Origin of the sequence: Streptomyces sp. SA15 (assembly GCF_002291145.1) — a bacterium.
In the GTDB taxonomy this organism is placed as follows: Bacteria; Actinomycetota; Actinomycetes; order Streptomycetales; family Streptomycetaceae; genus Streptomyces.
This window is the reverse complement of the sequence record NZ_NTGE01000113.1, coordinates 1-24,998: the sequence shown is the minus strand read 5'-3', so window position 1 is coordinate 24,998 and position 24,998 is coordinate 1. Positions and strand designations below refer to the sequence as shown.

At 68.7% G+C, this 24,998-nt stretch carries 21 protein-coding genes and 1 pseudogene; 7 read left to right on the top strand and 15 right to left on the bottom strand.

Annotated elements, in window-relative coordinates; translation table 11 throughout:
* Nucleotides 1-448: 448 nt before the first annotated feature.
* From CLM62_RS26495 to CLM62_RS26465, 7 genes are all read right to left on the bottom strand, one after another.
* A complete protein-coding gene (locus CLM62_RS26495; RefSeq protein ID WP_095752425.1) occupies nt 449-1,138 on the bottom strand; it encodes a response regulator transcription factor in 690 nt (229 codons plus the stop codon).
* Nucleotides 1,135-3,027 (bottom strand): PAS domain S-box protein, encoded by a 1,893-nt coding sequence (locus CLM62_RS26490; RefSeq protein ID WP_095752424.1) that lies wholly within the window; start codon nt 3,025-3,027, stop codon nt 1,135-1,137. The genes CLM62_RS26495 and CLM62_RS26490 overlap by 4 nt, the downstream gene beginning before the upstream one ends.
* Entirely contained in the window at nt 3,024-3,461 is a 438-nt protein-coding gene (locus CLM62_RS26485) for a hypothetical protein (protein WP_095752423.1), read from the bottom strand. Before CLM62_RS26485 ends, CLM62_RS26490 begins: the two co-directional genes overlap by 4 nt.
* A gap of 62 nt (nt 3,462-3,523) precedes the next feature.
* Nucleotides 3,524-4,972: a hypothetical protein gene (locus CLM62_RS26480; protein WP_257004101.1), complete on the bottom strand. Its 1,449-nt coding sequence runs from the start codon at nt 4,970-4,972 to the stop codon at nt 3,524-3,526.
* A 24-nt stretch (nt 4,973-4,996) separates the two neighbouring features.
* On the bottom strand, nt 4,997-6,673 hold the full coding sequence (locus CLM62_RS26475; protein ID WP_257004100.1) for a glycosyltransferase family 39 protein: 1,677 nt from the start codon (nt 6,671-6,673) through the stop codon (nt 4,997-4,999).
* Nucleotides 6,663-7,958, bottom strand: a complete 1,296-nt coding sequence (locus CLM62_RS26470; protein WP_257004099.1) for a glycosyltransferase — start codon at nt 7,956-7,958, stop codon at nt 6,663-6,665. The genes CLM62_RS26475 and CLM62_RS26470 overlap by 11 nt, the downstream gene beginning before the upstream one ends.
* Nucleotides 7,955-8,314 carry a GtrA family protein gene (locus CLM62_RS26465; protein WP_373559190.1) on the bottom strand — a complete coding sequence of 120 codons (360 nt, stop codon included), beginning with the start codon at nt 8,312-8,314 and terminating at the stop codon, nt 7,955-7,957. The genes CLM62_RS26470 and CLM62_RS26465 overlap by 4 nt, the downstream gene beginning before the upstream one ends.
* Before the next feature lie 539 nt (nt 8,315-8,853).
* On the opposite strand from CLM62_RS26465, the gene CLM62_RS26460 reads away from it, so the two are divergent.
* The 5 genes from CLM62_RS26460 (at nt 8,854) to CLM62_RS26440 (ending at nt 13,730) form a co-directional block, all read left to right on the top strand.
* Nucleotides 8,854-9,987 carry a S8 family serine peptidase gene (locus CLM62_RS26460; RefSeq protein ID WP_095752419.1) on the top strand — a complete coding sequence of 378 codons (1,134 nt, stop codon included), beginning with the start codon at nt 8,854-8,856 and terminating at the stop codon, nt 9,985-9,987.
* Nucleotides 9,988-10,075: 88 nt separating this feature from the next.
* Nucleotides 10,076-11,068, top strand: a complete 993-nt coding sequence (locus CLM62_RS26455; RefSeq protein ID WP_257004097.1) for a glycoside hydrolase family 6 protein — start codon at nt 10,076-10,078, stop codon at nt 11,066-11,068.
* A 202-nt stretch (nt 11,069-11,270) separates the two neighbouring features.
* Nucleotides 11,271-11,624, top strand: coding sequence for a response regulator transcription factor (locus CLM62_RS26450; RefSeq protein WP_095752417.1), 354 nt, complete (start codon nt 11,271-11,273; stop codon nt 11,622-11,624).
* Nucleotides 11,621-12,898, top strand: a complete 1,278-nt coding sequence (locus tag CLM62_RS26445; RefSeq protein WP_095752416.1) for a glycoside hydrolase family 5 protein — start codon at nt 11,621-11,623, stop codon at nt 12,896-12,898. Before CLM62_RS26450 ends, CLM62_RS26445 begins: the two co-directional genes overlap by 4 nt.
* Before the next feature lie 97 nt (nt 12,899-12,995).
* Complete coding sequence (locus CLM62_RS26440; protein ID WP_095752415.1) at nt 12,996-13,730, top strand: polyprenyl synthetase family protein; 735 nt, start codon at nt 12,996-12,998, stop codon at nt 13,728-13,730.
* A gap of 26 nt (nt 13,731-13,756) precedes the next feature.
* On the opposite strand, the gene CLM62_RS26435 is transcribed toward CLM62_RS26440, so the two are convergent.
* The 3 genes from CLM62_RS26435 to CLM62_RS26425 all read right to left on the bottom strand — a co-directional run bounded on the left by CLM62_RS26435 (nt 13,757) and on the right by CLM62_RS26425 (nt 17,493).
* The gene (locus tag CLM62_RS26435; protein WP_143659153.1) at nt 13,757-15,847 is read right to left on the bottom strand and encodes a GAF domain-containing protein; all 2,091 of its coding nucleotides are present in this window, start codon (nt 15,845-15,847) and stop codon (nt 13,757-13,759) included.
* A complete protein-coding gene (locus tag CLM62_RS26430; RefSeq protein WP_095752413.1) occupies nt 15,844-16,524 on the bottom strand; it encodes a response regulator transcription factor in 681 nt (226 codons plus the stop codon). Before CLM62_RS26430 ends, CLM62_RS26435 begins: the two co-directional genes overlap by 4 nt.
* Nucleotides 16,525-16,665: 141 nt before the next feature.
* Entirely contained in the window at nt 16,666-17,493 is an 828-nt protein-coding gene (locus CLM62_RS26425) for a phosphatase PAP2 family protein (RefSeq protein WP_257004096.1), read from the bottom strand.
* 805 nt (nt 17,494-18,298) lie between these two features.
* Between CLM62_RS26425 and CLM62_RS26420 the strand changes: the two genes are divergently transcribed.
* Nucleotides 18,299-18,919 (top strand): dirigent protein, encoded by a 621-nt coding sequence (locus tag CLM62_RS26420; RefSeq protein ID WP_095752411.1) that lies wholly within the window; start codon nt 18,299-18,301, stop codon nt 18,917-18,919.
* Nucleotides 18,920-19,043: 124 nt separating this feature from the next.
* Nucleotides 19,044-19,556, top strand: a complete 513-nt coding sequence (locus tag CLM62_RS26415) for a hypothetical protein (RefSeq protein WP_095752410.1) — start codon at nt 19,044-19,046, stop codon at nt 19,554-19,556.
* Nucleotides 19,557-19,684: 128 nt separating this feature from the next.
* Here the strand turns inward: CLM62_RS26415 and CLM62_RS26410 are convergent, their stop codons facing one another.
* The 5 genes and pseudogenes from CLM62_RS26410 to CLM62_RS51880 form a co-directional block, all read right to left on the bottom strand.
* The gene (locus CLM62_RS26410) at nt 19,685-20,182 is read right to left on the bottom strand and encodes an RDD family protein (protein ID WP_095752409.1); all 498 of its coding nucleotides are present in this window, start codon (nt 20,180-20,182) and stop codon (nt 19,685-19,687) included.
* 630 nt (nt 20,183-20,812) lie between these two features.
* Nucleotides 20,813-21,532 carry a Crp/Fnr family transcriptional regulator gene (locus CLM62_RS26400; RefSeq protein ID WP_257004095.1) on the bottom strand — a complete coding sequence of 240 codons (720 nt, stop codon included), beginning with the start codon at nt 21,530-21,532 and terminating at the stop codon, nt 20,813-20,815.
* A 559-nt stretch (nt 21,533-22,091) separates the two neighbouring features.
* Nucleotides 22,092-22,817, bottom strand: coding sequence for a DUF4142 domain-containing protein (locus CLM62_RS26395; RefSeq protein ID WP_095752407.1), 726 nt, complete (start codon nt 22,815-22,817; stop codon nt 22,092-22,094).
* A gap of 1,365 nt (nt 22,818-24,182) precedes the next feature.
* Nucleotides 24,183-24,515, bottom strand: a complete 333-nt coding sequence (locus CLM62_RS26390) for a hypothetical protein (RefSeq protein ID WP_143659152.1) — start codon at nt 24,513-24,515, stop codon at nt 24,183-24,185.
* A gap of 317 nt (nt 24,516-24,832) precedes the next feature.
* Nucleotides 24,833-24,998: pseudogene (locus CLM62_RS51880) on the bottom strand (amidinotransferase); the annotation flags it as partial.

Genomic DNA, 24,998 nt, shown 5'->3' with positions numbered 1-24,998 from the left:
CGTCGGCTGCGCCCCGTCATCGCAGGGCGTCCGGGCGGCCTTGGGCGCTCTGGTGCTTAGGTGCACCGTTCTCGGCTCCAGCTTCAGCGTCTGCTGCGGCCGCAGGTGTACCTCGGCGACCAGGGCGAGCGCCTTCGGCGCGTGCGCCGGGGGGCGGCAGCGTCCTGGCCTGCTTGCGCAGACGTTCGAGGCCGGGTTGTCGGGCAGACACCGGACAGGCACAGCGGACCCTTCCGCGAGTTCCTGGTGTCCGCAGCGTCAGGCCGGAAGCGAGGAAATGCCGCATGCTCGTCGAGCGTCAGGTGGGCTTCGCCCTTCCCGCGGCCGGGGCGTGTCCTGCACGCGCGCCGGTTGTCTATGCGGGCATCCGCGAGCCCAAGACAGGCGGTATCCACTCGCGCGGTATCCACTCGCCGTGATCACGGCGCGTGGTATCCACTCGCCGTGCTCACGGCTCCTCTGGATCCGGCGGAACCGGGCGGAAGCCCCAGTCGGCGGCCTTGGCGACCGCCTCCAGTTGGGAGCGCGCTTCGAGTTTTTCCAGGATGCCGCGTACGTGGGTGCGTACGGTCGCGTAGGTGATGGTCAGGCGGTCGGCGATGGCCCTGTTGTCGAGGCCCTGGGTCATGAGAGCGAGGATCTCCTGTTCCCGGGCGGTGAGGCTCTGAAGTCGTTCCGTCTGCCGGGCGGAGACCCGGACGCTCTCGCGGTGCCGGGCGAGGACCTCCATCAGGGTGCGGGCGGGAATGAGGGTCTCGCCCGCGGCCGCCGCGCGAATGGCTGCGGCGATCTCGTCACCGCCCGCCGACTTGAGCAGGTATCCGCTGGCGCCCGCCTCGACCGCGGCCAGGAGGGCGGCGTCACTGGTGTCGGCGCTGAGGAAGACGACCACGACGGTGGGGTCGCGGGCGCGGATGCGGGCCGCCGCGTCGGCGCCGGTGCCGTCGGGCAGCCGGTAGTCGATCAGCGCCACCTGCGGAGCGAGCTGCTCCGTCATGGGCACGGCCTCGACGACCGAGTCGGCCCAGCCGACCACGGTCAGGTCGTCGTATTCGTCGAGCAGAGCCCACAGTCCTTCCGCGACGGCGCGGTGGTCCTCGACGAGCAGCACCTTGATGAGGTCGGGTGCGTTGTTCATCGCTGGGCGTCCTTCGGCGTGGACGCACAGCCGTTGTCCTCCGTCCCGGATTCCGTGAGCGGTACCCAGAATTCGACGGTGGTGCCGACTCCCGGCTCGCTCTCGACGCGGCTCCAGCCGCCCGCCATCTGGGCGCGTTCGTGGATGAGGGTGAGGCCGAGGTGGCCGGGGCGGGACTCTACCTCCAGGGGGTCGTAACCCACACCGTCGTCGACGATCCGCATCAGGCAGCCGTCGTCGACGCCTAGCAGCTGTACGCGAACCATCTTCGCCCGAGCGTGCTTGCGTACGTTCATCAAGGCTTCCTGGGCGGTCCTGTAGACCACCACCATGGTCTCGACGGGCAGCGTGGCTTCCAGCCGGTCCTCCAGCTTGTAGCGCGTGCCGCTCTCCGCGCGCATCCGGTCGAGGAAGGTCTGCAGAGCGGTGGTCAGACTGCCGTGCTCCAGGCTGGAGGGCCGCAGGTCGAAGATGAGTTGGCGCAGGCGGCTGAGGGAGAGTTTGAGGGTCTCGTCCAGCTTGTCCATCACCTGCACGTCCTTGGGGTCCGTCAGCCGCCTGCGCAACTGCTGGAGGCGCAGGCTCGCAGCGGTGATGACCTGAATGGTGTCGTCGTGGATGTCGGCGGCGATGCGTTTGCGCTCCTCTTCCTGGGCGTGGATGAGGTGGCTGAGCAGAGCCTGCCGGTCGCGGTCGGTGCCCTCCAGGAGTTCCAGGCTGCGCTCGAGGACGAACTGGGCGCGCTGCACCTCGGTGATGTCCCGGACGGTCAGGACGGTGAACACACCCTCGGAGGTACGCAGCGGGCTGACGCTCACATCGGCCGGGAACTGCTTGGTGTCCTGGCGTCGGCCGACCAGTTCCACGCTGTGTCCTGCCGGCTCCTGGCGGGGGTCGGTCCAGTCGCGCAGTGAGACGATCAGCGGCTGGTCGGGCAGGAGCGTCTCGATGAGCATGCCGGTCAGCTGTTCGCGGCTGTATCCGAACAGGGCCTCGGCACGGGGACTGGCCTGCCGGATGCGGCCCTCGGAGTCCACGACCATCATGGCGTCCGGGGAGGAGTCGACGAGCTGGCGCAAGCGGTCACCAGGCGCGCCCGCCTCGCTGAGGTCCGTCACGTACACCACGTACCGCGGGCGCCCGCTCCGCAGCCGGCCTCCGCCGATCCGGGCCGGGAACTCGGAGCCGTCCCTGCGCAATCCCGGCGTCACGGGAGCGATCAGTTGTCCGCCCGCTGTCCCCGCGCCGGGGTGCTCGGGCAGCAGGTCCCGCAGCCGCCTGCCGCGCAGTTCGGTGGTGCTGTAGCCGAACATGCGCCGGGCATGCGCGTTGGCGAGCTCCACACGGTCCTGGGCACCCGTGACCAGCACGCCGCACGGGGCCAGTTCGAGCACGTCCAGGCACGCCTTCTCGTCGATCCGTACGGGCGAGGTTCCGGCGCCCGGGACCGGTGGTCTAGGCGCTCGCCGCAACGGTTCCAGGCAGGCCTCGGCGAGCTCGGCCGACATGCTGAACTGGCCACGAGCCGCTCGTGTGATCGCCTCCAGGATCTCCTCCGCGGGGGCGCCCTTGACCAGGTAGCCGACGGCCCCGGCGACAAGCACGTCAGTCACGGTCTCCCTGTCCGCGTACGCGGACAGGGCCAGAATCCTTGTCTCCGGTGCGCGTTCGCGCAGGGTACGTATGGTGCTGGGGGCGTCGCCCTTGGGCATCTGCACGTCCAGGACCAGGACCCGGGGTTGCGTCTGGCTCGCCACCGAGACGGTCTGGGCGTGGTCGACAGCCAGACCCACCAGCTCGAAGGCGGGGTGCGACTCGACCAGGTCCGCGAGCGCCTCGCGGACCTCGGCGTCGTTGTCGGCCACCATGACGGGGATGCCGTGGTTCATGGCTGCCCGCTCCTCCCGAGCACGGCGTCGGGCAGGTGGCGGGTGCCGAGCTGGTCACGCCTGCACACTCCGAGCGACGGCATGACGGCGGCGACCGGGGCGATCAGGACGTCGTAGTGGCCACCGATCCGGTCGCAGACGGCGACCGCGGCCGCGGCGTCCCACACCGCGGCCCAGAACGCCCAGTCGTGCCGGTGGTGGCTCTGCGCCGTGTCCAGGGCCGCCCGGCGGGCCACCGACGCCGCCACGAGGATGCGGTAGCGCTCCGTGTCGGTGGTGGTGCGCCGGACCTCCGCCCACGCCTCGGCTCGGGTCTGGCTCGAGGTCTGCCGCCACAGGCCGGCCACCCGGTCGATCTCCCGCGGCGACAGGTCCTCGATGTGGGTGAGAAACTGCAGGACCCGTCGGCTGTTGGGCCCGAAGACGACACTCATGGTGCTCTCCTCACGTGTCTGTCGCTCTGCGGCTTCGGGACCGCTCGTTCGGCCCGCCAGGTCTACTGCCCCTGGCCCTGCTGTCCCTCCTGCTGGGTCGAGTTGACGGAGGCTTTGGCCTCGCCGCCGCTCTTGTTGCCGACGAGCTTGAAGGCCACGCCGCCCTCGTCCGCCTTGGTGATCGGGTAGGAGCCCACGGCCTCCGCCGCGCCCTTGGCGTCGACCTGGAACGTCGTGATCTTCTTCGCTTCGCCGTTCGGGCCGCCCGCGTAGAGGGTCACGGTCTCGTTCGCGGCGAAGCCGGTGACGTAGAAGCTCACCCTCGTGCCGGCCTTGCCCGAGTACGTGCTCGGTTCGGCGGTCGGCGTGTACGGCATCACCTGGAAGGCGGCGCGGACCACGGCCCGGGTCCGCTCGCCGATCGCGGCCACGCTCTGCTCGCCCTCCAGGCCGAACGGCACGTCGAAGCTCACGGCTCCGACGTTGCCGTCCGCGTCGGCGTTCGCGGTGAACGCCGGGACGCCGCTGGCGCTGTTGATGTAGAAGAGGACGCGCTCTTGGGGTGCGAACCCGGCGGAGGACACGTTGATCCGTTGCCCCGCCTTCAGGGCGTACGGCGACGACTTGAGCGTCGGGTACAGGCCCAGGACCTGGAAGGGCGCCGTGGCCGTGGTCTGGCTCTTCTTACCGACCAGGATCAGCGTGCTGACGCCTGTCGGCGCGACGCCGACCTTGACGTCCGCCCGGCCGATGCCCCCGGACCCATCGGCGGTCAAAGTGGCGTCCGGCTTGCCGCCGACCCGCCCCCAGAAGACGTCGATGCGCTCCCCGGCGCCGAAGCCCCTGATGCTCAGCGATACCGAGTCCCCTGGTTTGCCCACCTGCTTGTTGATCTTCACTGTTCCGACCACACCGCCCGAGACCAGCTGGGCCTCGGCCACCTTGTCGGCATCGCGTTGCTGCGCGACCAGGACGGCGCCCTTCCTGACGTTCTCGGGCACATTGATCTGCGCGTTGAGCGACCCGGACTTGTCGGTCTTCACCGCGGAGATTCCCTTTCCCTCATTCTGCTTCGCCGAGGTCTTCAGAAACAGGTCCACGGTGGATTTTGCGTCGAAACCCGCGCCCTCCACGGTCGCCTTGCCGCCAGGGGTGACCAGGCCGGGGTTGAGCACGATGATCGGGCCGGACTCCCGGGGGATCTTCTGCTCCCCCAACTCGATCGTCTTTGGCTTCTGGGAGGGCTTCTTGATCTTCTGTGGCTCCCTCTTGGAGTTCTCCTGATTGTCGCCGGTGGTGTTGAGTGCGCCGCCGAAACCGCCGCTCCTCGCGATCACCTGGACGAGGGAGCCGACGACCACGAGCGCTATGGCGGCCATCAGGACCTTTTTCCAGGTGAACCGCATCTTCTTTTCTCCGGTCCCCTTCCCTTCGGCCTCCTTTTCTCCGCCAGGTGGCTGTTCAGTGTTCTCAGGTATGTCCTTGTCCCTGTTCTCGGGGTTCTCGGGCATCACGTTCACCTCCTCGGCCCGGGACTAACCGACCCGGTAGATCTGCAGATGGATGTCGCCCTGTCCGGTCTCCCAGACCTTCTTCGCGTTCTTCAGCGCGGTCAGGATCCAGTCCTCGCGGCCGTCCCCGTTGTTTCCGTCCATGGCCTGCCGCATCTTGTTGGACATCACGATGTAGTCGACGTTCTGCCATTTCTTGGCGAAGAGCTTGTCGCGCACATCCGGGTCCGAAGCGGCGTTCCAATGGGAATGCGCGAACGGGTAGAACGGAGGGACGTCGTGCAGTGCGCTCCACAGGTCGTCGTCCATGATGATCCGCGCGTCCGCCGGCACGTTCTCCCGTATCCAGGCGACCTGTTCCTCCTGCATGCGGGTCAGGTTCAGCTTCGGGTGGTACTGGTCCGCGATCGTCACGCGCCCCTCGTCGTTGATCGTCAGGACGTAGTCGGTCGCCGGTACAAGCAGCAGCAGAGCCCCGGCCACGGCGGGCACCGCGATCCGCACCCGGGGCCTCAGACGTCGGAGCAGCCGATCCGCCGCCATGCCGATGCTCATGGCAAACAGCGGGATCATGGGGGCGATGTAGAAGTCCAGCAGCACACTGCCGCGCACGAGATAGAAGGCATAGGCGACGGCCATCGTGCCGACGACCAGGAACCCGAGCTTGTGTTCCCGGCTCCTGAAGCCCCAGTACAGGACGGCCATCATGGCGAGCAGGCCGAGGAGCAGGAGCAGCCCGTCCCTCGGGATCCAGCTGGTGTACAGGAGCCCACCCGAGCTGAGCAGGGATCCCTGGTTGCGGTTGAGCTGCCACCACAGGGTGTAGAGCAGCGACACGTGGTCGGCCGGCGGGTTGTTCAGGTCGAAGTCGAGCCCGCTGGGCAGGAGTTCGTTCTTCAGCACGGCGTAGAGGACGTATGCGCCGACCGGGACCGCCGTCGCCAATGGCCAGAGCGATGTGGCGAACCGGCGCTGGGTGGATCCCTTCGCTCTGCGATACAGCAGGTAGGCGAGGGTGGGGACGAAGAAGAGCGCGTTCTCCTTGGTGATCAGGGCGACTCCCAGCGCAGCCCCGGCGCCCACCGCGTGCCGGATTCTCATGTCGCGGCAGAGCAGCAGGTACAGGCTCAGCAGCACCCAGAACATCATGAGGTTGTCCAGCAGAACCTGCCGATGGTAGTAGACGGCGAGCGGCGAGACGTTGTAGAAGAAAGCGGCCACCGACGCGGCCAGCACGCTGCCGGTCAGCCGCCGGACGATCTCGAAGAGCAGGACGACGCTGACGAGATGGACCAGGAGCATCAGGAACCGGCCGGTGTTGACCGCGTTGCCGAAGGTCTCGAACTGGTTGGGCAGGGGGAAGGCCCAGCCCGCGAGCTGGATCCAGCCGCCGGGTGCGTGGTCGTAGTCGTAGGTATATGGCGACAGACTGGTCTGCCGGACCACGGACCAGGCCCGCTGCATGTAGATGCCCTCGTCGGTGAGGTACAGCGGGTACTGGAACAGGTGCCAGCCGTGCGTGAGGAGCCCGGTGAGGACGGCGGCGGCCAGCGCGATCCGCCCGCGCCGCCCGAGCCGGGGGAAGTCGCGCATGGTGATGACCGGCTGCGGTTTCCGCTCGGTGGGCGCCCGGGCCCGTCCGGTCTCCGCGGGATCCCCGTCGTGGACCACCACCAGCTTGGGCCTCGGCTCACGCGACATCGGAGTTCGCCTCCGATGACTGGGCCCGGTGGGCTCCGACGTGCTGGGTCTTCTCCCAGTCGTTACGGCCGGTCAGCTGACGTCGCACAGCACGCATCGCGGCGTAGGCGAGGACGAGTTGGTAGGGGTACCAGGCGATGGCCATGCGCAGGACGGACTTCGGGGTGGCCTGGAGGCCGTGGGCGTCGGTGAACTCGTACAGGCCCACCACCGAGGTGACGAAGTGCGCCACGAGCATCAGCACGGGCAGCCACGAGATCAGGGCGACCAGCACCGGCACCTTCAACAAGACGATCATGCCGAAGGAGACCAGCAAGTACAGGCCCAGCAGCGCCTGCCCGTGCGGGAACGCCAGCACGTAGAAGGCCAGCCACCGCTGCTTGCGGGTGGGCATCTGCTTCCAGGTGCCCTTGCTCAGCGTCTGCATGAACCCCTGGCTCCAGCGGGTGCGCTGCCGGATGAAGTGCCCGAGCGTTGGTGGAGTTTCCTCCTTGGTCACGTAGCGGTCGTCGTAGACGACCCGCACCCGCTCCCCCGCCGCCGACACTCTCAGGCCCAGGTCCGCGTCCTCGGTGAGGTTGCGATCGTCCCAGCCCCCGAGGCGAACGAGCAGGTCGCGTTGGAAGAACACCGTGTTGCCGCCGAGTGGGATGGCCCCCTCAAGGGCGTGGTAATGCAATCGGCTCTTGAACCAGAAGAAGTATTCGAGAACGTTCAGGGCGGAGTACCAGGTGGACTGATAGTTCATCAGCTGGACGCCGGACTGGACCACGTTGACCTCGTCCTGGATCATCACGGTGTTGACCAGGTCGAAGATCGCGGGGTGGATGTCGTCCTCGGCGTCGAAGATGGTCACCACGTCGTGACTCGTGTGCGGCAGCGCGGCGTTCAGCCCATGCGGCTTGTTGATGGGTTTGTCGTCGAAGACGACGACCTCGACATTGTGCAGGCCCTCCCGGCCGAGCTCGGCGATCTTCTCCTCGGCCTTGCCGATCGTTCCGGTGTCGTCCGCCGAGCAGATCACGAAGACCTCCAGCAGATCAGCCGGATAGTGGGCACGCACCACCCGGTCGATGGTGGTCTGGATGACGTCCTCTTCGTGCCGGGCCGGCAACAGCACGCTGAAGGACAGCCGCGGCGGCAGGAACTCCTCCGGTGCCCTGGCCTTCTCCTCGGCGTCCGGCTGGTCCCAGGTGTAGAGCATCAGATAGAGCACATGGGCCGACTGCACCGTGAGCAGGACGGAGACCATGATCAGTCCCGTGTACAGCAGGAGCGTCATCATCGGCTGCTCCCCCGGCTCCTGCCCCAAACCCACAGGCTGCTGGAGGTGTAGTTGACCGCGAAGGCGACACCGATGGCGAGCAGGTTCGCCACCACGAGGTGGACTCCGCCGTGCACCAGTGCCCACAGGGCCAACACGTTGACGGCGAGGCCGCCCAGCATGGACACGTTGAACCTGCCGAACCGCCGGAGGGACGGCGCGCGTGCCGCGAATGTCCACCGGTCGTTGAGCATGTAGTTGTGAACTACAGCGAGTTCGACGGCCACTGCCGAGGCGACGACGAGCGGCACATGCAGCAGACGGTGCAGGATGTACAGAACCACTGTGTTCACGACCGTTCCCGCACCACCGACCACCGCGAAGCGCAGAATCCGGCGTACCGGAAGTTCTCGGGCCCAGCCGCCCTGTGCTGCAGAGACGGCAGGAGTCCGCGATGGTTCTGCCTCGGTTCGCGGCTCGCCGGTCTGTACGGGTGCCGTCTGGAAGGGGTACATCGCGGCTCCTCCAGGTGGGAGAGCGCCCTCGGCCCCGCTCGCCGGGACCTCACGCTCACCAGCCTGCGCTCATGAGCAGCCGCGAACATCACAGGAATGGGTGAGCCTGGGCCATACCTACAGAGGAGGCTCTTCGTACCCCCATTTGGGGGATACGCGGGAGGACGAGAGACGAGACGGGCGGAAACCTCGGCCTCCCCCGAAGAGGGGATCACTTTCTCCCCCATTCGCGGGTACAGCGCCTCGCCACTGGCTGCTGACCATGGAGCGAGCAGGGGAGTTCGGGCCCGGTTCTCCCGCGAGAGCCCGGGCTCGAACGGCGCTCGAACGGCCGGGTCGCCCTCTCACCCCCAGCGGCTCGGCCTCACATCCCATCAGCGCCAAAAGGTAGGTGCCTCGCCATGGCAGGTCGTAAGCCGTCGGGCCCCAGGCTCGCCGCACGCGCCGGAGCCGCCGTCGCGGCGCTGGCGCTCGCTGTCACCATGCCCACCGCGACCGCTCCGGCGGACTCCGGGGCGCTCCGCGAGTCCGAGTGGGCATTGACCGCGCTCAAGGCTGAGCAGGCCTGGGAGATCACCAGGGGTGAGGGCGTGACGGTCGCGGTGATCGGCACCGGAGTCGACGCCTCGCATCCCGACCTCACGGGCCGCATCGCCAAGAGCACGGACGTCGACGGCACGCGCGACGAGGGCAACGCGGCGATACAGGGCACCCACGCGGCGGGCGTCATCACCGGAACCGGCCGCAACTACGCCGGCGACGGCCTGTTCGGGCTCGCTCCGGAGGCCCGCATCCTTCCCTTCAAGGTCTACCGCGACAACACAGCCCTGACCGCGGCGACCGCGAGGTCGATCATGGACGCCGTACGCCAGGGAGCCAAAGTCATCAACGTCACCGTCGGCTTCACCCGCCCGCTCGCCGCCCTCAAGACGGCGGTCGAGTTCGCGGCCGACCGCGACGCCCTGATAGTCGCCGGCGCGGGCGACACCGGCCGGACCGGCAACGCCAAGACCTACCCGGCCGCCTATCCGGGAGTCCTCTCGGTCACCGCCATCGACAAGAAGGGCGCTCTCTGGCCGGACTCCCACCACGGTGACGACGTGGACCTGGCCGCACCTGGTGTCGACATCCTCACCACCGCCCGGAACCGCGACTACTGGACCGGCTCCGGCACCGGGTTCGCGGCGTCCTGGGTAGCGGCCTCGGCCGCGCTGCTGCGCGCCGAGCACCCGAAGTGGACGGTCAGCGATGTCACCCGGAGGCTGACCGACACGGCCGTTCAGCAGGGCAAGGCGACCTGGGATGCCCGGTACGGCTCGGGGGTCGTCGCCCCCGCAGCGGCGCTCACGGCGTCCGACTCCTCGCGGGCGCTGTCGGCCGACCGGACGGCGGACGCCCAGGACCGCACCGACGCGGAGTCCTCGGACACCGGTCCGATACTGATCGTGCTGGCCGTGACGGTGACGCTGCTCGTGCTGGCCGTCATCGCATGGCTCCTGATCCGGCGCAATGTGTCGCCCACGGACGACGAGTGACGACGGGAGCGGCTTGTACGACCCCGTCCCAGAGCGCGCGCGCCCCGAAACACCGGCCCCGGGGCGCGCGCATCCGCGTCCATGGAGAGTGCGGCTGGCGGCTCTGCTGTCCGCCTTCGGTCTCCTCGTCGCGGTCGCCACGGCAGTGACCAACGCCCCGTTCCTCCCGGACCCACGCTCCGGCGCCGCACGGCCTCCCGCCCTTCCGCAGCCTCGCCTCCCCGCCGCCACCCGCCTCTACACCACCCCCGACACCCCGGCCGCCCGCTGGGTCCAAGAGCACCCCCGGGACTCCCGGGCAGCGGTCATCCGGGAGCGCATCGCCTCCCGACCGCAGGGCTCCTGGTTCACCGACCCGGATCCGCTGAAGGTGGAAGACGACGTGCGCGCGGTGGTCGATGCCGCCCGGGCCGAGGGCACGCTGCCGGTCCTGGTCGCCTACGCCGTACATCGCCGCGACTGCTCCGGACACAGCACCGGCGGCACCGGTGATCTCGCCGCCTACCGCGACTGGATCGAGGGCTTCGCCCGGGGAATCGGTTCAGCAAACGCACTGGTGGTCCTCGAACCAGACGCTCTCGGGCTCGCCGACTGCCTCAGCCCCCGGGAACGGCAGAACAGGTTCGCGGCCCTGTCCTACGCGGGGAGCGTGCTGCGCCGGGACGCCCCGCACACCTGGGTGTACTACGACGCGGGCAACTCCGGCTGGCACCCCGCGCGGACCATGGCCGACCGCCTCCGGCGCGCCGGCGCGACACGGTACGCGGACGGGATCGCCCTGAACGTGTCGAACTTCAACACGACCCGCGACGAGATCGGCTACGGCTACTCCGTGATCCGGGAGCTGGACAGCTCCCGCCTGGCCATGGTGATCGACACCAGCCGCAACGGCGCTGGGCCCGCCCGGGGCCACCGCGCCTGTGATCCTCCGGGCCGACGGTTGGGGCAGACCCCGACGACCGCCACTGGCGTCTTGGGCGTCGACGCCTATCTCTGGGTGAAGCCACCCGGCCAGGCGGACGGCTGCACATCGGCCGCGGGGACCTTCGACGCGCAGTACGCCTACCGTCTTGCCCGTTGACGCGGCCGCAACCCCGCACTCTTACACGCCTCACATCGGAAAATAGGTAATCAATCGGCCGAATTCGGGCTACCTCAATCGAGGTAGCCCGAATTCGGCCGATTGATGTGCGCTGAATCCACTCGCTCGTACGGCGATTCGATCGCGGCTCCTTTCCTAGCCTTTCGGGCATGCAGAAAAAGCCCGAAGGAGTCCGCCACCCATGAAAAGAGTTCTCGTCGTAGAGCCTCATCCGCAGGCACTCGCGGCCCTCACCGATCTCGTGGAGGACGAGCCGGGATGTGAACTCGTGGGCGCGGTGACCACTGTTGCCGAGGCAATTCAGCTGGTCAACGACGTGATCCCAGACGTGGTCCTGGTCGACGCCGACGCATCGAACTGGCAGTCGCACCGGCTCGGCCACCAGCTCGGCGAACTCCTTCCCAAGGCTTTGCTCGTCCTTCTCTCCGCAGCCACGGACCCGCGCCAGGAGTGTCCGAAATCGTCGGCGAAAACACCCCCCATCACCATTCTCAAGACCGCCGCACCCGAATTCCTCAGGAGTCTCAGCGCATGAATTCCTCCATGGATAACCACCCCGACCCGACCACGTCCGCGCCCGAGTCCGCACCCGAGGACAAGAAGCGAGGTCTCAGCCGCCGCATGCTGCTCGGTGCCGCGGGAGCGGCTGTCGCGGTCGCCGCCGTCGGCGGAACCGTCACCGCGTTTACGGTGGACTCTGTGAGCGATTCCTCGTCCGCCGCCTCCGGGGTGCACGGCCCGCTGCACACCCAAGGGGGCGACATCGTGGACGCCGACGGCAAGAAGGTGGTCCTGACCGGCGTCAACTGGTTCGGCCTGGAGACCGGCACGTTCGCTCCGCACGGCCTGTGGGCGCGCAACCTGGACTCCATGGTCGAGCAGATGGTCGACACCGGCTTCAACACGCTCCGGCTCCCCTACTCCAACGAGCTGTTCGACGCCAAGAGCAAGCCCAACGGCATCGACTACAAGCAGAACCCCGAGCTCAAGGGGCTCAACGGGCTCCAGATCATGGACAAGGTCGTCGAGAGCGCCACCGAGCACGGCATGATGGTCGTCCTCGACCAGCACCGCCCGGACCAGTACGGCCAGAGCGAGCTCTGGTACACCGACAAGCTCCCCGAAAGCAAGTGGCTGTCCGACTGGAAGATGCTGGCCGAACGGTACAAGGGCAACGACAAGGTCATCGGCGCCGACCTGCACAACGAGCCGCGCGGTCAGGCCACCTGGGGCGACGGCAACCCCAAGACGGACTGGAAGATGGCCGCCGAGAAGGCGGGCGACACGATCCACTCGGTCAACCCGGACTGGCTGGTCTTCGTCGAGGGCAACGACAAGTACAAGGACGAGTCGACCTGGTGGGGCGGCGAGCTGCGCGGCGCCAAGGAGCACCCGGTGAAGCTCAGGGAGGCCGACAAGGTCGTGTACTCCGCGCACGACTACGGACCCGGGGTGTACAACCAGAACTGGTTCATGGAGAAGAGCTTCCCGAGCAACATGCCGGCCTTCTGGGACAAGCACTGGGGATTCCTGAAGCAGAACAACACCGCTCCCGTGCTGCTCGGTGAGTTCGGCGGCAGGAAGAGCACCGGCAACAGCACCGAGGCTGTCTGGCAGAAGAGCCTCATGCAGTACCTGAAGAAGAACGGCATCAGCTACACCTACTGGAGCTGGAACCCCAACTCCGGTGACACCGGCGGCGTTCTGAAGGACGACTGGAAGACCGTGGATCCGGGCAAGAAGGCGCTGGTCTCCATGTACCAGTCGCCGCTGCCGGGGGCGAAGAAGACCGAGAAGGCGTCCGAGTAGTTCCACGGGCAACCCGGTGAGCACCGGGCGCGTGGACGGCGAGGGGCCGCGGACACCATGTCCGCGGCCCCTCAGCCGTTTCGGCACGCCTGCGTCGATGCCCGTTTCATCCATCCGGGGCGGGACCGGTCCCCTGCTGGTGCTGCTGGCGGCGCGGTTCGGCGATCCGCACCTACCCGATGTCGTGTCGACGGCGGTTGCCGTCGAGCTCACCCACCGTGCCGCACTCGGCCACGAACGCGTGCGCGACGCGGAAGCCGCCGGGCGCACCAGGCCGGATCCGGGTGCACCCATGGACACCTCGGTCGCCCTCCTTGCGGGCGACTTCCTGTTCGCCCGCGCCTCACAGATCCTGGCCGACCTCGGCCCTCAGGCCGTACGCGTCCAGACGACGGCGTACGCGCGTGTCGTCACCGGCCAGATCCTGGGCCGGAGGGGCCCGGACGAGGGATGCGACCCGGTCGCTCAACCACCGCGAGGTGGCAGCCGAGCAAACGGGCTCGCTCACGGGTGTCTCGGGGCGGCTCGGCGCCTGGCGGCGGGCGCGGACGACCGCGTCGGGGATGTCCTGGCCCGGTACGGTGAGCGGCTCGGCACGGCGCTCAGGCTGACGGACGACGTGCTGGGCCCGACCGACGAAGTGCCCCTGCGGGCCGACGCACCGACCGGACAGTGCCCGGCCCAGGCACAGCCGGCACCGCGACGGGCGCTGCGAGACGCTCTGTGCCGGACCCGCCAGGCGCGGGCCGCGCTCAACGACCTTCCGGACTGCGCGGCGAGAGACGCCCTGGCCGGGCTGTGTGACGCGGCCGCCGCCCGCGCCCGGCGGTGACTCACCGCAGGACCGGCGCGGCACGATCACCTCTGCGTCGGCGGTCGTTCGGCGCGAGAGCCGTCCGGTGTCACGCGTGCCGGGACGGCGGCCCGGACCCGGGTTCCGCGCCCGGGGCGACTGTCCACGTCCAAGGCGCCGCCCGCCTCCCGCGCCCGTTCCCGCATGGAACGCAGGCCCAGGTGGCCGGGGAAGGGCCTGCTGGTGTCGAAGCCCACACCGTCGTCCGTGATCACGAGTGTGACGGTGTCGGCCTCCGTGGACAGACTGAGCAGGACGTGCCGTGCCGCCGCGTGTTTGATGACGTTGTGCAGGGCTTCCTGGGCGATCCGGTAGAGCGCGTGCTTGGCCTTCGGTGCCACGTCCGGTTCGGCTGAGAGGCTCGCCTCGACCGCGATGGCGTGCCGGACGCGCACCTGGCCGACGTACCGGCTCAGTGCGGTGGCCAGTCCTTCGGTTTCCAGCGACTCGGGGCTGAGCCGGCACAGGATCGTCCGGATCTCGCTCAGGGCCGCGTCGGTGAGCCGGAGCACGGAGTCGATCGGCCGGTGCGCCCCCGTGTCCTCGGTGTGCTCGCGGCCGAGGAGTTCGCGGGCGACGCGCGCGTTGAGCGCGATGCCGTACAGGGCCGGGCAGAGCGAGTCGTGCAGCTCGCGGGCCAGGTGCCGCCGTTCGTCGCGTGCCGTCTGCTCCCGGGCCACGGCCCGCAGCCGCTGTGCCTCCACCGTGGTGGCGGCCCTGCCCGCGAGGGTCTGGAACGCTCCGAGGTCCTCGGCACCGGGTTTGTGCCCCCGTGGAAAGCGGCAGCACAGTGCGCCGACCGCCTCCTGACGGCAGAGCAGCGGCACGGCAGTCAGGACCTCGCCCGAATCCGGGGCCGGTTCTCTCGCGGACTCCGGGTCCCTCTCGACCGCTGTGTCCGCGTCCTCTCCGTCGCCCCTGATGCCACTGATCACCGGGGCCGCTCTCGTGATCGCCTCCATCGCCACTCTGACAGGCTGAGCGACGGGGCGCTCCGCACGGTCACAGGGCAGCGGACCGACACTGCCGTGGCATCCGGCCAGGCGCAGCCCTGCCTCCGGTTCCAGCAGATAGATGACACAGCACACGGCACCGGTGCCGGTGACCGCTTCGGCGGCCACGGAGTTCAGCGCCTGCTGTACGGCGTTCTGACCGACCAAGGATGTACGGCCGAGCCGGTCCAGGTCCTCTTCCGCGCGGGATCGCTCGACCGCGAGGCCGACCGGGCCGGAGAACGGCTCCACGAACCGCAGGTCCTCGGAGGTGAAACAGCGTCCACCCCGCCGGTTCGTCACTTCCAGCAACCCGACGATCCGTTCGCGGACCGTCAGGGGCACGTCCATGACGGATGCCAGCCCGGCGTCGCGCAGCGCTGTGCGCAGCTTCGCCGGCTCATGGTCGGTGTCGGAGAAGATCCTCGGACGCCCGAGGCGGACCACCTCGCGCACCAGTGCGGACTCGCCCGGCATCAGCAAGCCACGTGACGCCTTGTCCGCGACGCCGTCCGCAGCACACACGGTCAACGTGTCGCCCCAGTCCACTGCCAGCACGCGGGCCGTCTCCGCGCCGACGGACTCCCGCACCCGGCGCGCCGCCAGTGCCAACGCCTCGGGCCCGGGACGGCACTCCATGACGCTCTGCGTGACCTCGGCGACCGCCCGCTGTCGGCTCTCGTGTCGCCAGCGCGCGGTCAGGTCGTGGACGGCCACGCAGTAGCCCGCCAGGCGTGCGTGCGCGTCCCGGGTCGCCGTGATGACCGTCTCGGCCCAGAAGCGCACCCCGTCCGGGCGGACCCGCCAGGCGCACTCCCGGTGTGTGCCGAGGCCCGCGGCCGCGTCCAACGCGCGGGCCGCGCCGCCCGACGCCGCGTTCTCGGACGGGTAGAGGACCGAGACATGCCGCCCCACAAGGTCGGCCGGGCCGTGGCCGCCCGGGAGGGTGGCACCCGTGCCGACGCTCAGCACATGCCCCTGGGGATCCAACAGGAGGACCACCTCCGAGGCGCCGCCCCCTGCCGACCGCCGAGTTTGCTCGCCGGGCTCGACGTCCGGCGTCGGGCCCGGCGCCTCGGGGACGGTGGAAGAGTTGCCTGTCATGCAGACCACGGGTACTCGTCCGCCGTGGCGATGCCGCGGGCGAGTTCTGCGGACGGCACCAGCCCCAGCCGCAGGGCGTGCGTGACCGCCTGCGTCCTGCTGTGCACCCCGAGCTTGTCGAAAATGTGACTGACATACGTCTTCACGGTCTGCTGCCCGATGCGCAGCTCGCGCGCGATCTCCTTGTTCGCCTTGCCGCGGGCCAGCATGACCAGCACCTCCGACTCGCGCTCGGTCAGACGCTCCGGTCGCGTCGCGTCCGTGACCTGGTCCACCAGGCGCGCGACCGCGGCACTGGAGACATGCGTTCGCCCAGCCGCCGCGGCTTTCACCGCATGGCGCAGCTCGTCGGCCTCCGCGGTCTTCAGCAGGAAACCAGTCGCACCCGCCCGGACCGCCGCCATCACCGAGGCGCCGTCGAGAGCGCTCGTCAGCACCACAACCCTGACTTCGGGCAACTCCCGGCGGATCTGCTCCGTGGCCTCGATGCCGTCCATCACGGGCATCATCAGATCTATGAGCACGACATCAGGGCTCAGCTCCCGGGCCAGCCGCACGGCCTCCCGGCCGTTGGTCGTCTCACCGGCCACCGCGATGTCATCGTCAAGGCTCAGGAAGTCACGCAAGCCTTGCCGGACTACCGCGTGGTCCTCCGCGATCAGAACATGGACTGCCACTGGTGATCTCCATTGTCGAGCACCGGCTCACGGCGCCCACCACGGCTTGCCCGCGGTACGCGCCCCGAGGCCGACGCGGTCGGCGTCGCCCCAGGCATTCATTCCGCTGACCCCAGACACGCAGGGAACATAACGGGGCATTTACGACACATTAGGAACCCGCGGCGGCCCGCGCTCATTCCACACCCGGGGATGGAAGGCGCCCGCCTCCGCAGCGGGTCCCACTCGCCCCGACATGAACGTACGAGTAGCGGGGCGTGGCACTTCCGCTCCAGGGACACAGAGTGCGCCTACGGCCGCCGGAACGGACCCGGCCACAGGATCGGTCCGCAGACGCTCCCAGAGCCCCCCGCCCCATACGGTCACACGCTCGACGAACGGCTCGCAGTACGGAAGGGCCAGCAGCACGAGAGCGCCGGCCACCCAGCCGCCCAGCGCGTCGCTGAACCAGTGGGTGCCCAGGTAGACAGTGGCCAGGCCGACCACAACGGCGGCCAGAGCCGCCACCACGGCCGCCGCCCTGCGGTGGCGCGGCGCGAGATACGCGAGCGTCCCCCAGATGACGACGCTGTTGGCCGTGTGCCCGGATGGGAAGATGTCACCACCCCGGAAGAGCTCGGTGGACCCGATGGCATGCGCGTAGCTGGGCCCCAGACGTCCGGTGCCCAGCTTGACCGCGCCGACGCTCACGTTGAGCAGCACCAGCGCCGTCAGGAAGACCAGCAGCGGGCGCGGATTCCTGCTCCGCCAGGAGCGCCAACCCAGCCAGGCCAGCACCGCTGTCACCGTCGGGCCCCGCTGACCGGCGACGACGAGGATGTCCAGGAACCCACGAAGCTGCGGCCACTGCTTGTAGGGCCGCCACATGGCCAGCCGCCAGTCGAACTCCAGCAGGGGCGACCGGGTGAGCACCGCCACGAAGACGGCCACGTATGCCCCCGCCACCAGGGCGATGAGATTCGTGTGCACCCTGGAAGGTGCTGCCCGCTTCAGCGGAAGAGCCATGATGCCCATGTCGTACTCCCGGCTCCCTCAGGAACCCCCGGCCGCGCGGCCCGGAACACCGTCCGCACGCGGCACGACGCAACGGCACACGGACGGGGAACCCGGCATATTTCGGCCGGAGTTCCCCCTTTTTGAGGAATATGTTCCCATGCGCTCGTGACACGGTCATGTTCAGGCTCCTTGCGGGAGATCGACCACTCTGATCGACCACTCCACGTCAGCCGCGGATGGCGAGCAGCAGAGCGAAGCGCTGTCGCCGGTCGGTCCACCACTCGCGCACCGCGAACCCGGGCGGACGAATTCCCTGGTCAAGAAGTTGCGCGGACCTTCACGGAGATCTCGGCGCGAACGTCCTCACCGGCTGCGGCGTCGACGCTCAGGTCGATGGAGCGGCTGCGCTCCTGCGCGCAGCCGTGTTGACGTGCCACGGCGGGACGGCCACCGCAAGGGTACGTCCCTCGAATGCACTCCAATGGCCCCAATCTTGGCCCTCTATTGAGCGCATCGCCAACGCCGCCTTTAGCGTTGCCGCTAGACGGAGGGTCCGTCATGAATGAACTCGGAGCAAATTCGTCCGACCAGAACGAACATGAAGAACTCTGCCCGTGATACCGCAGCGCTTCTTATACGTTCTCGTCCGCGGACCCCAACTCCGCTCCGGACGGATTTCCCTCAGTGAACCGACCCATGCATCGCCGTCCGGAAACACCGGCGTCGTATAAAGCACGGGCGACCTGACTCGGTTCATTCCCAGAACATGGAGGCAACCATGGGCTTCACTCGTCGGCCCTTTCCATTCCTCGCCGTTGCGGTTCTCGGTGGCTCTGCCGTGCTCGCTCTCATCCTCCCTGCATCGGCTGAAGTGGCCTCGCAGCAGACGGCCATACCTGCCGCAACCCTCCCTGCCGACGGCTCCTCGGAGAAAAGCCGCACCATCCGCGTGGTGGCCGGGCTACAAGTGGGTGAAGAGCTGGATCTGGGTGCACCGGGCCGCAGCGTCGGCGACCAGTTCATCTTCAGCGGGAATCTGTCTTCGACCAGAGGGTCGGAAGAAGAACGCGTCGTCGGACGTTTCGGTGGGTTCTGCGTTATCACCGACCTCGAACGCAACGCAGGACAATGCTCGTCTACCGCGGTGCTGCCGGAAGGACAGATCACAGTCCAGGGCGAGCAAATCGGAATTCCTGTGCCGAGCCCGGTCAGCAACGCGATCACCGGAGGCACCGGGGAGTTCCGTAAGGCGCGCGGCCAGGTGACACAGCGGGTGTTGACGCCGGCGACCTGGCAACTCACGTTCGAAGTGCTCGACGTGCAGCCCAGTCGGTCCCGGGATGGTCTCAACCGGTCCCAGCAGCCGACGCCCACGCCTCCGTCCTTCCCTGGCAAGTAGCGCGTGACGGTGTGCCGCCATCGCCCTGGGTTGCAGTGGCGGGAGTAGCGGTTCCCGCCGGTCCCGGTCATCGGCACGCTTCAGTACCTCCGCGACCACACTCAACGACCACACGGGAGACGTCGTGATCAAGAATCCCCGCTCATCACTCATAGGCTGGGGCGTCGCCCTGGCCACCGCCGCGACCGCCACCGTCACGATCGGCGCGACCACCGGTGGCCCGCCGAACCCGCTGCCGGTCGACCCGCAGACCCGCCCGACGGCCGGCCGGGACAAGGAACCGCAGACTGAGCCTCAGGCAACTGAGCGCCGACAGATCGCCACGTCGGTCCTGGGCCGGGACTTCAAGTTCACACTCACCGCTCTGAGGTCGCAGACCGATCCACTCGCGGCATCCGTGCGTCTCCAAGTCTTCACCTTCAAGGACGGCGCGTGGAGAGAGTCGGACCGTGCTCTGGTCGGTGACGTGGACGGCTGGTTCTGGTTCCCCCTGACCGGCCGCCGCGCGGTGTGCGAGTTCTCCACCGCCAGCACCGAGCCGGCACCGGTTGCCGTCAGCCTGCTGGTCACGCCATCGATCGGCTGCTCACCGACCGAGAACTTCCAAATCGAGAACGGGCAGATCACCCCCGCCTGACGGCGGCCTCGCCTGTACGCCGTGCCAGAACACGACGTGCCCGCCGCGGATCTGTGCCGCGGCGGGCACGGGATCGGCGTAGCACCAGCGCCTGAACCACCTGCCCGTGGAAGGGACAGGCGAGCTTTTCACCCTCTCCGTGAACAGACAAGGGCAGCACCGAACGTGTCGCCGTCAGCCCGATCTGCTCGCCGATCACGGACGACGAGAGTGTCGGCGACTACGTCTCCGAGTCGCTGACGCCGGGGAGACAGGCGCATCGCGATCAGTCCGACCAGGCCGCAGACCAGGCCGTCGACGACCAGGAGCAGCACACGGGCGGCCGCGGCGTTCGTGGTCAGGGGCGAGCGGTCGGTCCTGACCACGCGGATGCCGAGCAACCGCATGCCCCAGGTCTGGCCGGAGCCGACCGGACGCAGGACCCAGTACCAGAACAGAGCGAGGAGTCCGCACATGAGCCCGGCGAGCACCGCCCAGGCGGTCGTACCGCTGTCGCTGCTCGCGCCGACGTCCACAAGCATCGCCATGGGCAGCACGATCGGCGCGGAGATCAGGGCGTCCAGTACGCACTGCGCGACGCGACGCCCCACAACCTCAGTGTCGAGCAGGGACAGGGCTGTGGCCATCGTCGGCCTCCTGAGGGGACGGACGGGTGATCTCCTGCTCCAGCGTGTATGCCGAGGGACACCCCGGCATGCCGGGGACAGCCGACTGGAGGACCGCACACACGACCGGCCCCATGCCTGCCTGCCCGCCGTACGCTACCGACCTGCCGGGCATGGCGGGGGGCGACTGCGGACCCGAGACCGTCCGGTCGTTCACCTCGCGCAGCAGGTGCCCCTCCCCCACGCCGATGAGACATTTGCGACGGCCGGCGCACCCGCCGCTCCGGCCCACCGTACCGGCGCCGCCCTGCTGGTTCTGCTCGCCGCCGTCGGCGCACACGCCACGCCCGCGGCCCCGCCGAGCCCTCCCGTGCGCCCTGGCCGAGCACGACATCGCGCCCGATCTGCTGGTGGGCTCCTCAGGCGCAGTCAACGCCGCATGCTTCGCCGGCCGTCTCGACGTGGCTGGTGCTCGATCCGTGGCGGAGCCGTGCCGCTCGGCCCGCCGCGGCAACGGGTTCGCGCTCCGGCCGGGCACCGCACCAGGAACGTCTGCAGGCCCTTCCGCACACGGCGCGGCGGATAATCGGTCCTGCCGCCCCGATCCGGCCGGGAACGAGCGCGGAAACCCGCAGCCCTTCACCATCCGGCTCATCCAGCCGCGTCGCGGAGCCGGTCCGGATCCACGACGGCGATGTGACCACGCGAGACCCGTACCAGCCCGAGCTCGGCGAAGCGGGTCAGCACCTTGGTCACCGACTCGCGCGCGGTGCCGACGAGTGTGGCCAGCTGGCCGTGGGTGAGGGCAACTTCCGGGTACGGAGCCTCGGGCCGCGGTGACTGATCGGGCGTCGACTCGGCGGCGAGGCTGAGCAGTGTGGCGGCGACGCGCTGCGAGACGGATTTGAAGATGGTGTCGGACAGCCGCTGTTCGAGGTCCGCGAGACGGCGCCCGAGAATCTCGGTGAGGCGCGTGGCAATGCGGGCGTCCGACAGCAGAAAGCGGTCGACCTCTGCGCGGCTCAGGACGCCCACGGTCACGTCGTCGAGGGCTTCGGCGTAGTTGCCGTACATGCGCTGCCCGAGGAGCAGCATCTCCCCGAAGATCGACCCTGGGTGGAGGATCACGCAGGTCAGGGCGCGCCCGTCCGTCGAGAGCCGGAAGACGCGAACCCGGCCGCATTTGAGGATGTACAGCGCCTCACACTGCTCCTGCGAGGTACAGAACAGGTCTCCGGACGAATACGTCTTCACCGGCATCATGTCCGCGATGGCCGCCTTCTCGACGTCGTCGAGGTCGCGGAAGACGTCGACCGCGGACAGGCACCAGGTACGGTCCGGGACGCCCTGGTCCCGGTCGGCTTCGGTCACGTGCGCCGTCTCCTCACACCGTCACGGCCCCCACGTTCCCGGGTGTTCCTGGATTCCCCGTACTGTCCGGACACTCTGTGTCGGGTCCCGGTCGGGACACGCAGAGACACCGAGACTGTCGGCCGGACCTGACAGCGTGGTGCGGCACCGCCGGGGAGCACGGCCTGGGAGTGTCATCCCGGCGGCGCCTCTTCTCGGGTTCCCTTTCTTGGGGTTACGGAACGCGGGAGGCGTCAGTCGCGCCGGGCGTCGCCTCCACCGCGGTGGAGGAGCCGAGACGGCGGAGAGGCGGGACGGTTTCTCCGCCCCGACCATCTCTGGTCACAACCAGGTCAGGCGCTCGCCCTACTGCTGCGCCGGTCGCGCGGGGCGTAGTGGTGCCGGGTGTCGCCGTCTGGACTGCGGCCTCCGGGCTCCAGTGGGTTGGGCCCCCGGGAACCTGTGCGGCGGGTGCGCCGCCCCGGTTCACGCCGGTGATTCCGCGATGGCGTGGTCCTGCATCGACAGCGGCGGCGAGCGCAGCAGGAGCCCGGCGACGGCACTGGAACGGACGCACGGCTCAGTGGCGTGCTTCGGCGTCTGCGCTGCTGCGACGGCGGCGTACCGCCCAGACCGCTCCTCCCGACCCGGCCAGCAGCAGCCCGACGATCACCGTGGCCAGGCCTGCCTCCTCGTGTCCCGCTTCGGCAGCGGTCACTTGACCGCTGTCACCGGCGTCGATGTCTCCAGGGGGCATGGTGTCACGGCAGGTGCCGCCGCTGACCATCTCCGCATGCATCGCGACCACCGGCCGCGCGGCCTTGGCGGCGGCCTTGACGCGGCTGTCCGTGCCGGACCTCAGCTCCTTGTCGATCAGCGCAAGTGTCTGCTGGTGGGCCTTGTCCTGGGCGTTCAGCCAAGCGACGTCGTATGCGGACGATCCGGCCTTTGCCCTGGCAGCGGCAAGCTCCCGCTGCTCGGCCGCGGTCGGTGCGGTGGGCAGCTTCACGCCTAGCGCGGAGGCGGTCTTCGACACGTCGGAGTCCAGCTTCTGGTGATCGCGGACGAAGAGCGCGCCGACTCGCATGACACACGCGGTCGTCGCGTGGGCCTGGGCGTCCTGGCCGGCGGCGATCTCGGCCAGGTTGCCTTGGTGCGCGGCTCTGAGGAAGGTGCCGTCGGCCTCGGAGACTTCTGCCGGTGCCGTGTCGGCCACGGTTGTGGCGGGGACGGCTGTACCGCCCGCTGTACCGCCCGCGAGCAGGACGGCTCCCGCGCACAGGGCACCAAGACGGGTCGCTGGCATGACTCCTCCAGGTGATCGAAGGATGCGCCGACGGGCGGGGCAGGATGTCCGCGAGGCGCCGCGGGGCTCCCGGAGCACGGAGAGGAAACCTCCCCGGTTCCCACCGGGGTCGCTTTCGGCTTACGGGAGGCGGGATGGTGCTGGCCTTGGTGTGGTCATCACAAGCTGGGGCACTCGTTGATCCGGACGATCGGTGCAATGGATGAGAAAATTCCGTGATCTTCAAGCGGCGGTCCTACCTGTCCTGGGCCGTCGCTGCTCACGGAGAACACCAGGATGAACCCGGCCGACCGCTGGGGCATCTTGGTCGGAAAGTGGGCGACGAACACTCTTCGCGCTCGGGTCGGCGCTGTCTCAGCATGAACAGCACGAACAGCACGAACAGCACGACGGCACACTGGCCACTGAGTCGGGCCCGACCCCGGACAACTTCCCGCCGCCATCAGGCCAGGGGCCCCACCCAGATGTGGGTCCGGCACCGCGCAGCGCCGCGGAGTGACCTGACCGGTGGGGCAGCCTGCCAGGAAACGGACGCGCAACGCCCGGACGGTCCAGATTCCCCCCACGACAGTCACGGGGCCGTCTCCTACACCTGTCCCGCTATGGGGCGGCGGAACAAGTTCACGTGTCTCCCACATGAATAAGCCCCCCGGTTAGGTCACGGTTCTTCATCCTCCTCACCGAAATTGACTGATCCGTCGTGCCTTACGGGCTGCGGGGCACCGGTCGTCGACCGGGCATCCTCCGCCCCGGTGCCCGGGCTTCCACCCACACCTGTAAGAGCCAACCCATCCACCAGCGCGGCCTGCGAGCGGACGCCACTGATCACCTCGACGAGCTGATCACGCAGCAACTTGCAGACCCCGGAACCGGCAGTCCAGGCCGGTCTTGCGCCGCTCATGCTTACCCCCAACCCGGTCTCTGGGCATCTTTCGACTCTCAGGTGAGTCGGCCCACAACAGCCAGCACCACAGCGGCAACGACCGTCACCGCCGAGCAGATGACCATTGCGGCCCGGCCCCACCCACCTGTGCGAGGGATGACGCCCGCCTGGTTATCCCGCTTGGAGGACTTGAGCCAGTAAGCCCCGAGCCGGGCCCACAGACGACACAACATCGCCACCACGAGGTTCCACACGCTGCACAACGCGTGATGATGACCCACGACAACGGCCACCGCGCCGCCACCACACCGATGGCCCACATCCACCGCCAGCCTTATAGACCGCTGCTCTGACAGCCGGGGGTGCACCAGCGCCGGTCACAGAGTCCTCGGCCGGCCGTTCCCGTCCGCTCAGTCACACGACGGCCGCTCCGCAGCGCCTCACCCTCTACCTCAGCGCCGTAAACGGAGGTTGGAAAAACCTCAGTGCCCGAAGATGTGCCATCCGCGGCGGCGGTGAACCGCCTGCGTCGACACGGCGCGATCGGCCTCCCGTTGCTCTGACGTGTACGCGACCGGCACGGCTTCATGTGCATGGTGCCGCCGCTTCGGTCCTGCGGTGAGTACGGCCAGCCCCAAACAGAAGATCAGCGCCAACCCCACGCCGGAAAGGAAGAGCCCCGGCGCATTCAGCGTCGCTATCTGGTTATCGAATATCTCCACGGCGTAGTCAGGCCCGGCCGAGAAGTTCTCCACGACGGCGATAGCCGTGAATGCGCCGGTGGCCAGTACCAGCAGGAACGCCAGCACTCGCATCGTACTCACCTCATCTTCCTCCTGTTTTTCTGCCCGATTACCCCAGGTGGACAGCCCTACACAGGCTCCGGTCGGCGAAACCGACCCACAACCCCGGAATTCATAGGCGGCGCCGCCTGTGTATTTGGGGGATTACAGCGCGTAGCGTGGAGGAAGGGTTCGCCGAGTCATCGGGAACTCGATGCCCGGGAGGATGCCGCCAGCAGCGGCGGGCGGATCACAAGGCTTTCGGAACCTCTGAGGGGCTAGTACCTGACGTCCGCTCGACCCAAAGGGAGATCGACCGTCCCCGGACGAGGCCGAGCAAGTGGCGCCGATCAATTGACATACGATTCGAGCGTTCCGCGGCGCCGGACGTCGAGCGTCGCGCAGTGGAACGATCCGCCGAACGGCGCGTAGTGCAGCAGGTCGCACGGGATCGGCTCGAACCCCCACTTCTCGAGCGCGCGCAGCATGTTCGTGTGATGCCGCTCCGCGATCACC

Coding starts and splice junctions, on each gene's coding strand:
- CLM62_RS26495 (WP_095752425.1), bottom strand. CDS start 1,138: ATGAACAACGCACCCGACCTCATCAAGGTGCTGCTCGTCGAGGACCAC.
- CLM62_RS26490 (WP_095752424.1), bottom strand. CDS start 3,027: ATGAACCACGGCATCCCCGTCATGGTGGCCGACAACGACGCCGAGGTC.
- CLM62_RS26485 (WP_095752423.1), bottom strand. CDS start 3,461: ATGAGTGTCGTCTTCGGGCCCAACAGCCGACGGGTCCTGCAGTTTCTC.
- CLM62_RS26480 (WP_257004101.1), bottom strand. CDS start 4,972: ATGCCCGAGAACCCCGAGAACAGGGACAAGGACATACCTGAGAACACT.
- CLM62_RS26475 (WP_257004100.1), bottom strand. CDS start 6,673: ATGTCGCGTGAGCCGAGGCCCAAGCTGGTGGTGGTCCACGACGGGGAT.
- CLM62_RS26470 (WP_257004099.1), bottom strand. CDS start 7,958: ATGATGACGCTCCTGCTGTACACGGGACTGATCATGGTCTCCGTCCTG.
- CLM62_RS26460 (WP_095752419.1), top strand. CDS start 8,854: ATGGCAGGTCGTAAGCCGTCGGGCCCCAGGCTCGCCGCACGCGCCGGA.
- CLM62_RS26450 (WP_095752417.1), top strand. CDS start 11,271: ATGAAAAGAGTTCTCGTCGTAGAGCCTCATCCGCAGGCACTCGCGGCC.
- CLM62_RS26445 (WP_095752416.1), top strand. CDS start 11,621: ATGAATTCCTCCATGGATAACCACCCCGACCCGACCACGTCCGCGCCC.
- CLM62_RS26440 (WP_095752415.1), top strand. CDS start 12,996: ATGCCCGTTTCATCCATCCGGGGCGGGACCGGTCCCCTGCTGGTGCTG.
- CLM62_RS26435 (WP_143659153.1), bottom strand. CDS start 15,847: ATGACAGGCAACTCTTCCACCGTCCCCGAGGCGCCGGGCCCGACGCCG.
- CLM62_RS26420 (WP_095752411.1), top strand. CDS start 18,299: ATGGGCTTCACTCGTCGGCCCTTTCCATTCCTCGCCGTTGCGGTTCTC.
- CLM62_RS26410 (WP_095752409.1), bottom strand. CDS start 20,182: ATGGCCACAGCCCTGTCCCTGCTCGACACTGAGGTTGTGGGGCGTCGC.
- CLM62_RS26395 (WP_095752407.1), bottom strand. CDS start 22,817: ATGCCAGCGACCCGTCTTGGTGCCCTGTGCGCGGGAGCCGTCCTGCTC.
- CLM62_RS26390 (WP_143659152.1), bottom strand. CDS start 24,515: ATGCGAGTGCTGGCGTTCCTGCTGGTACTGGCCACCGGCGCATTCACG.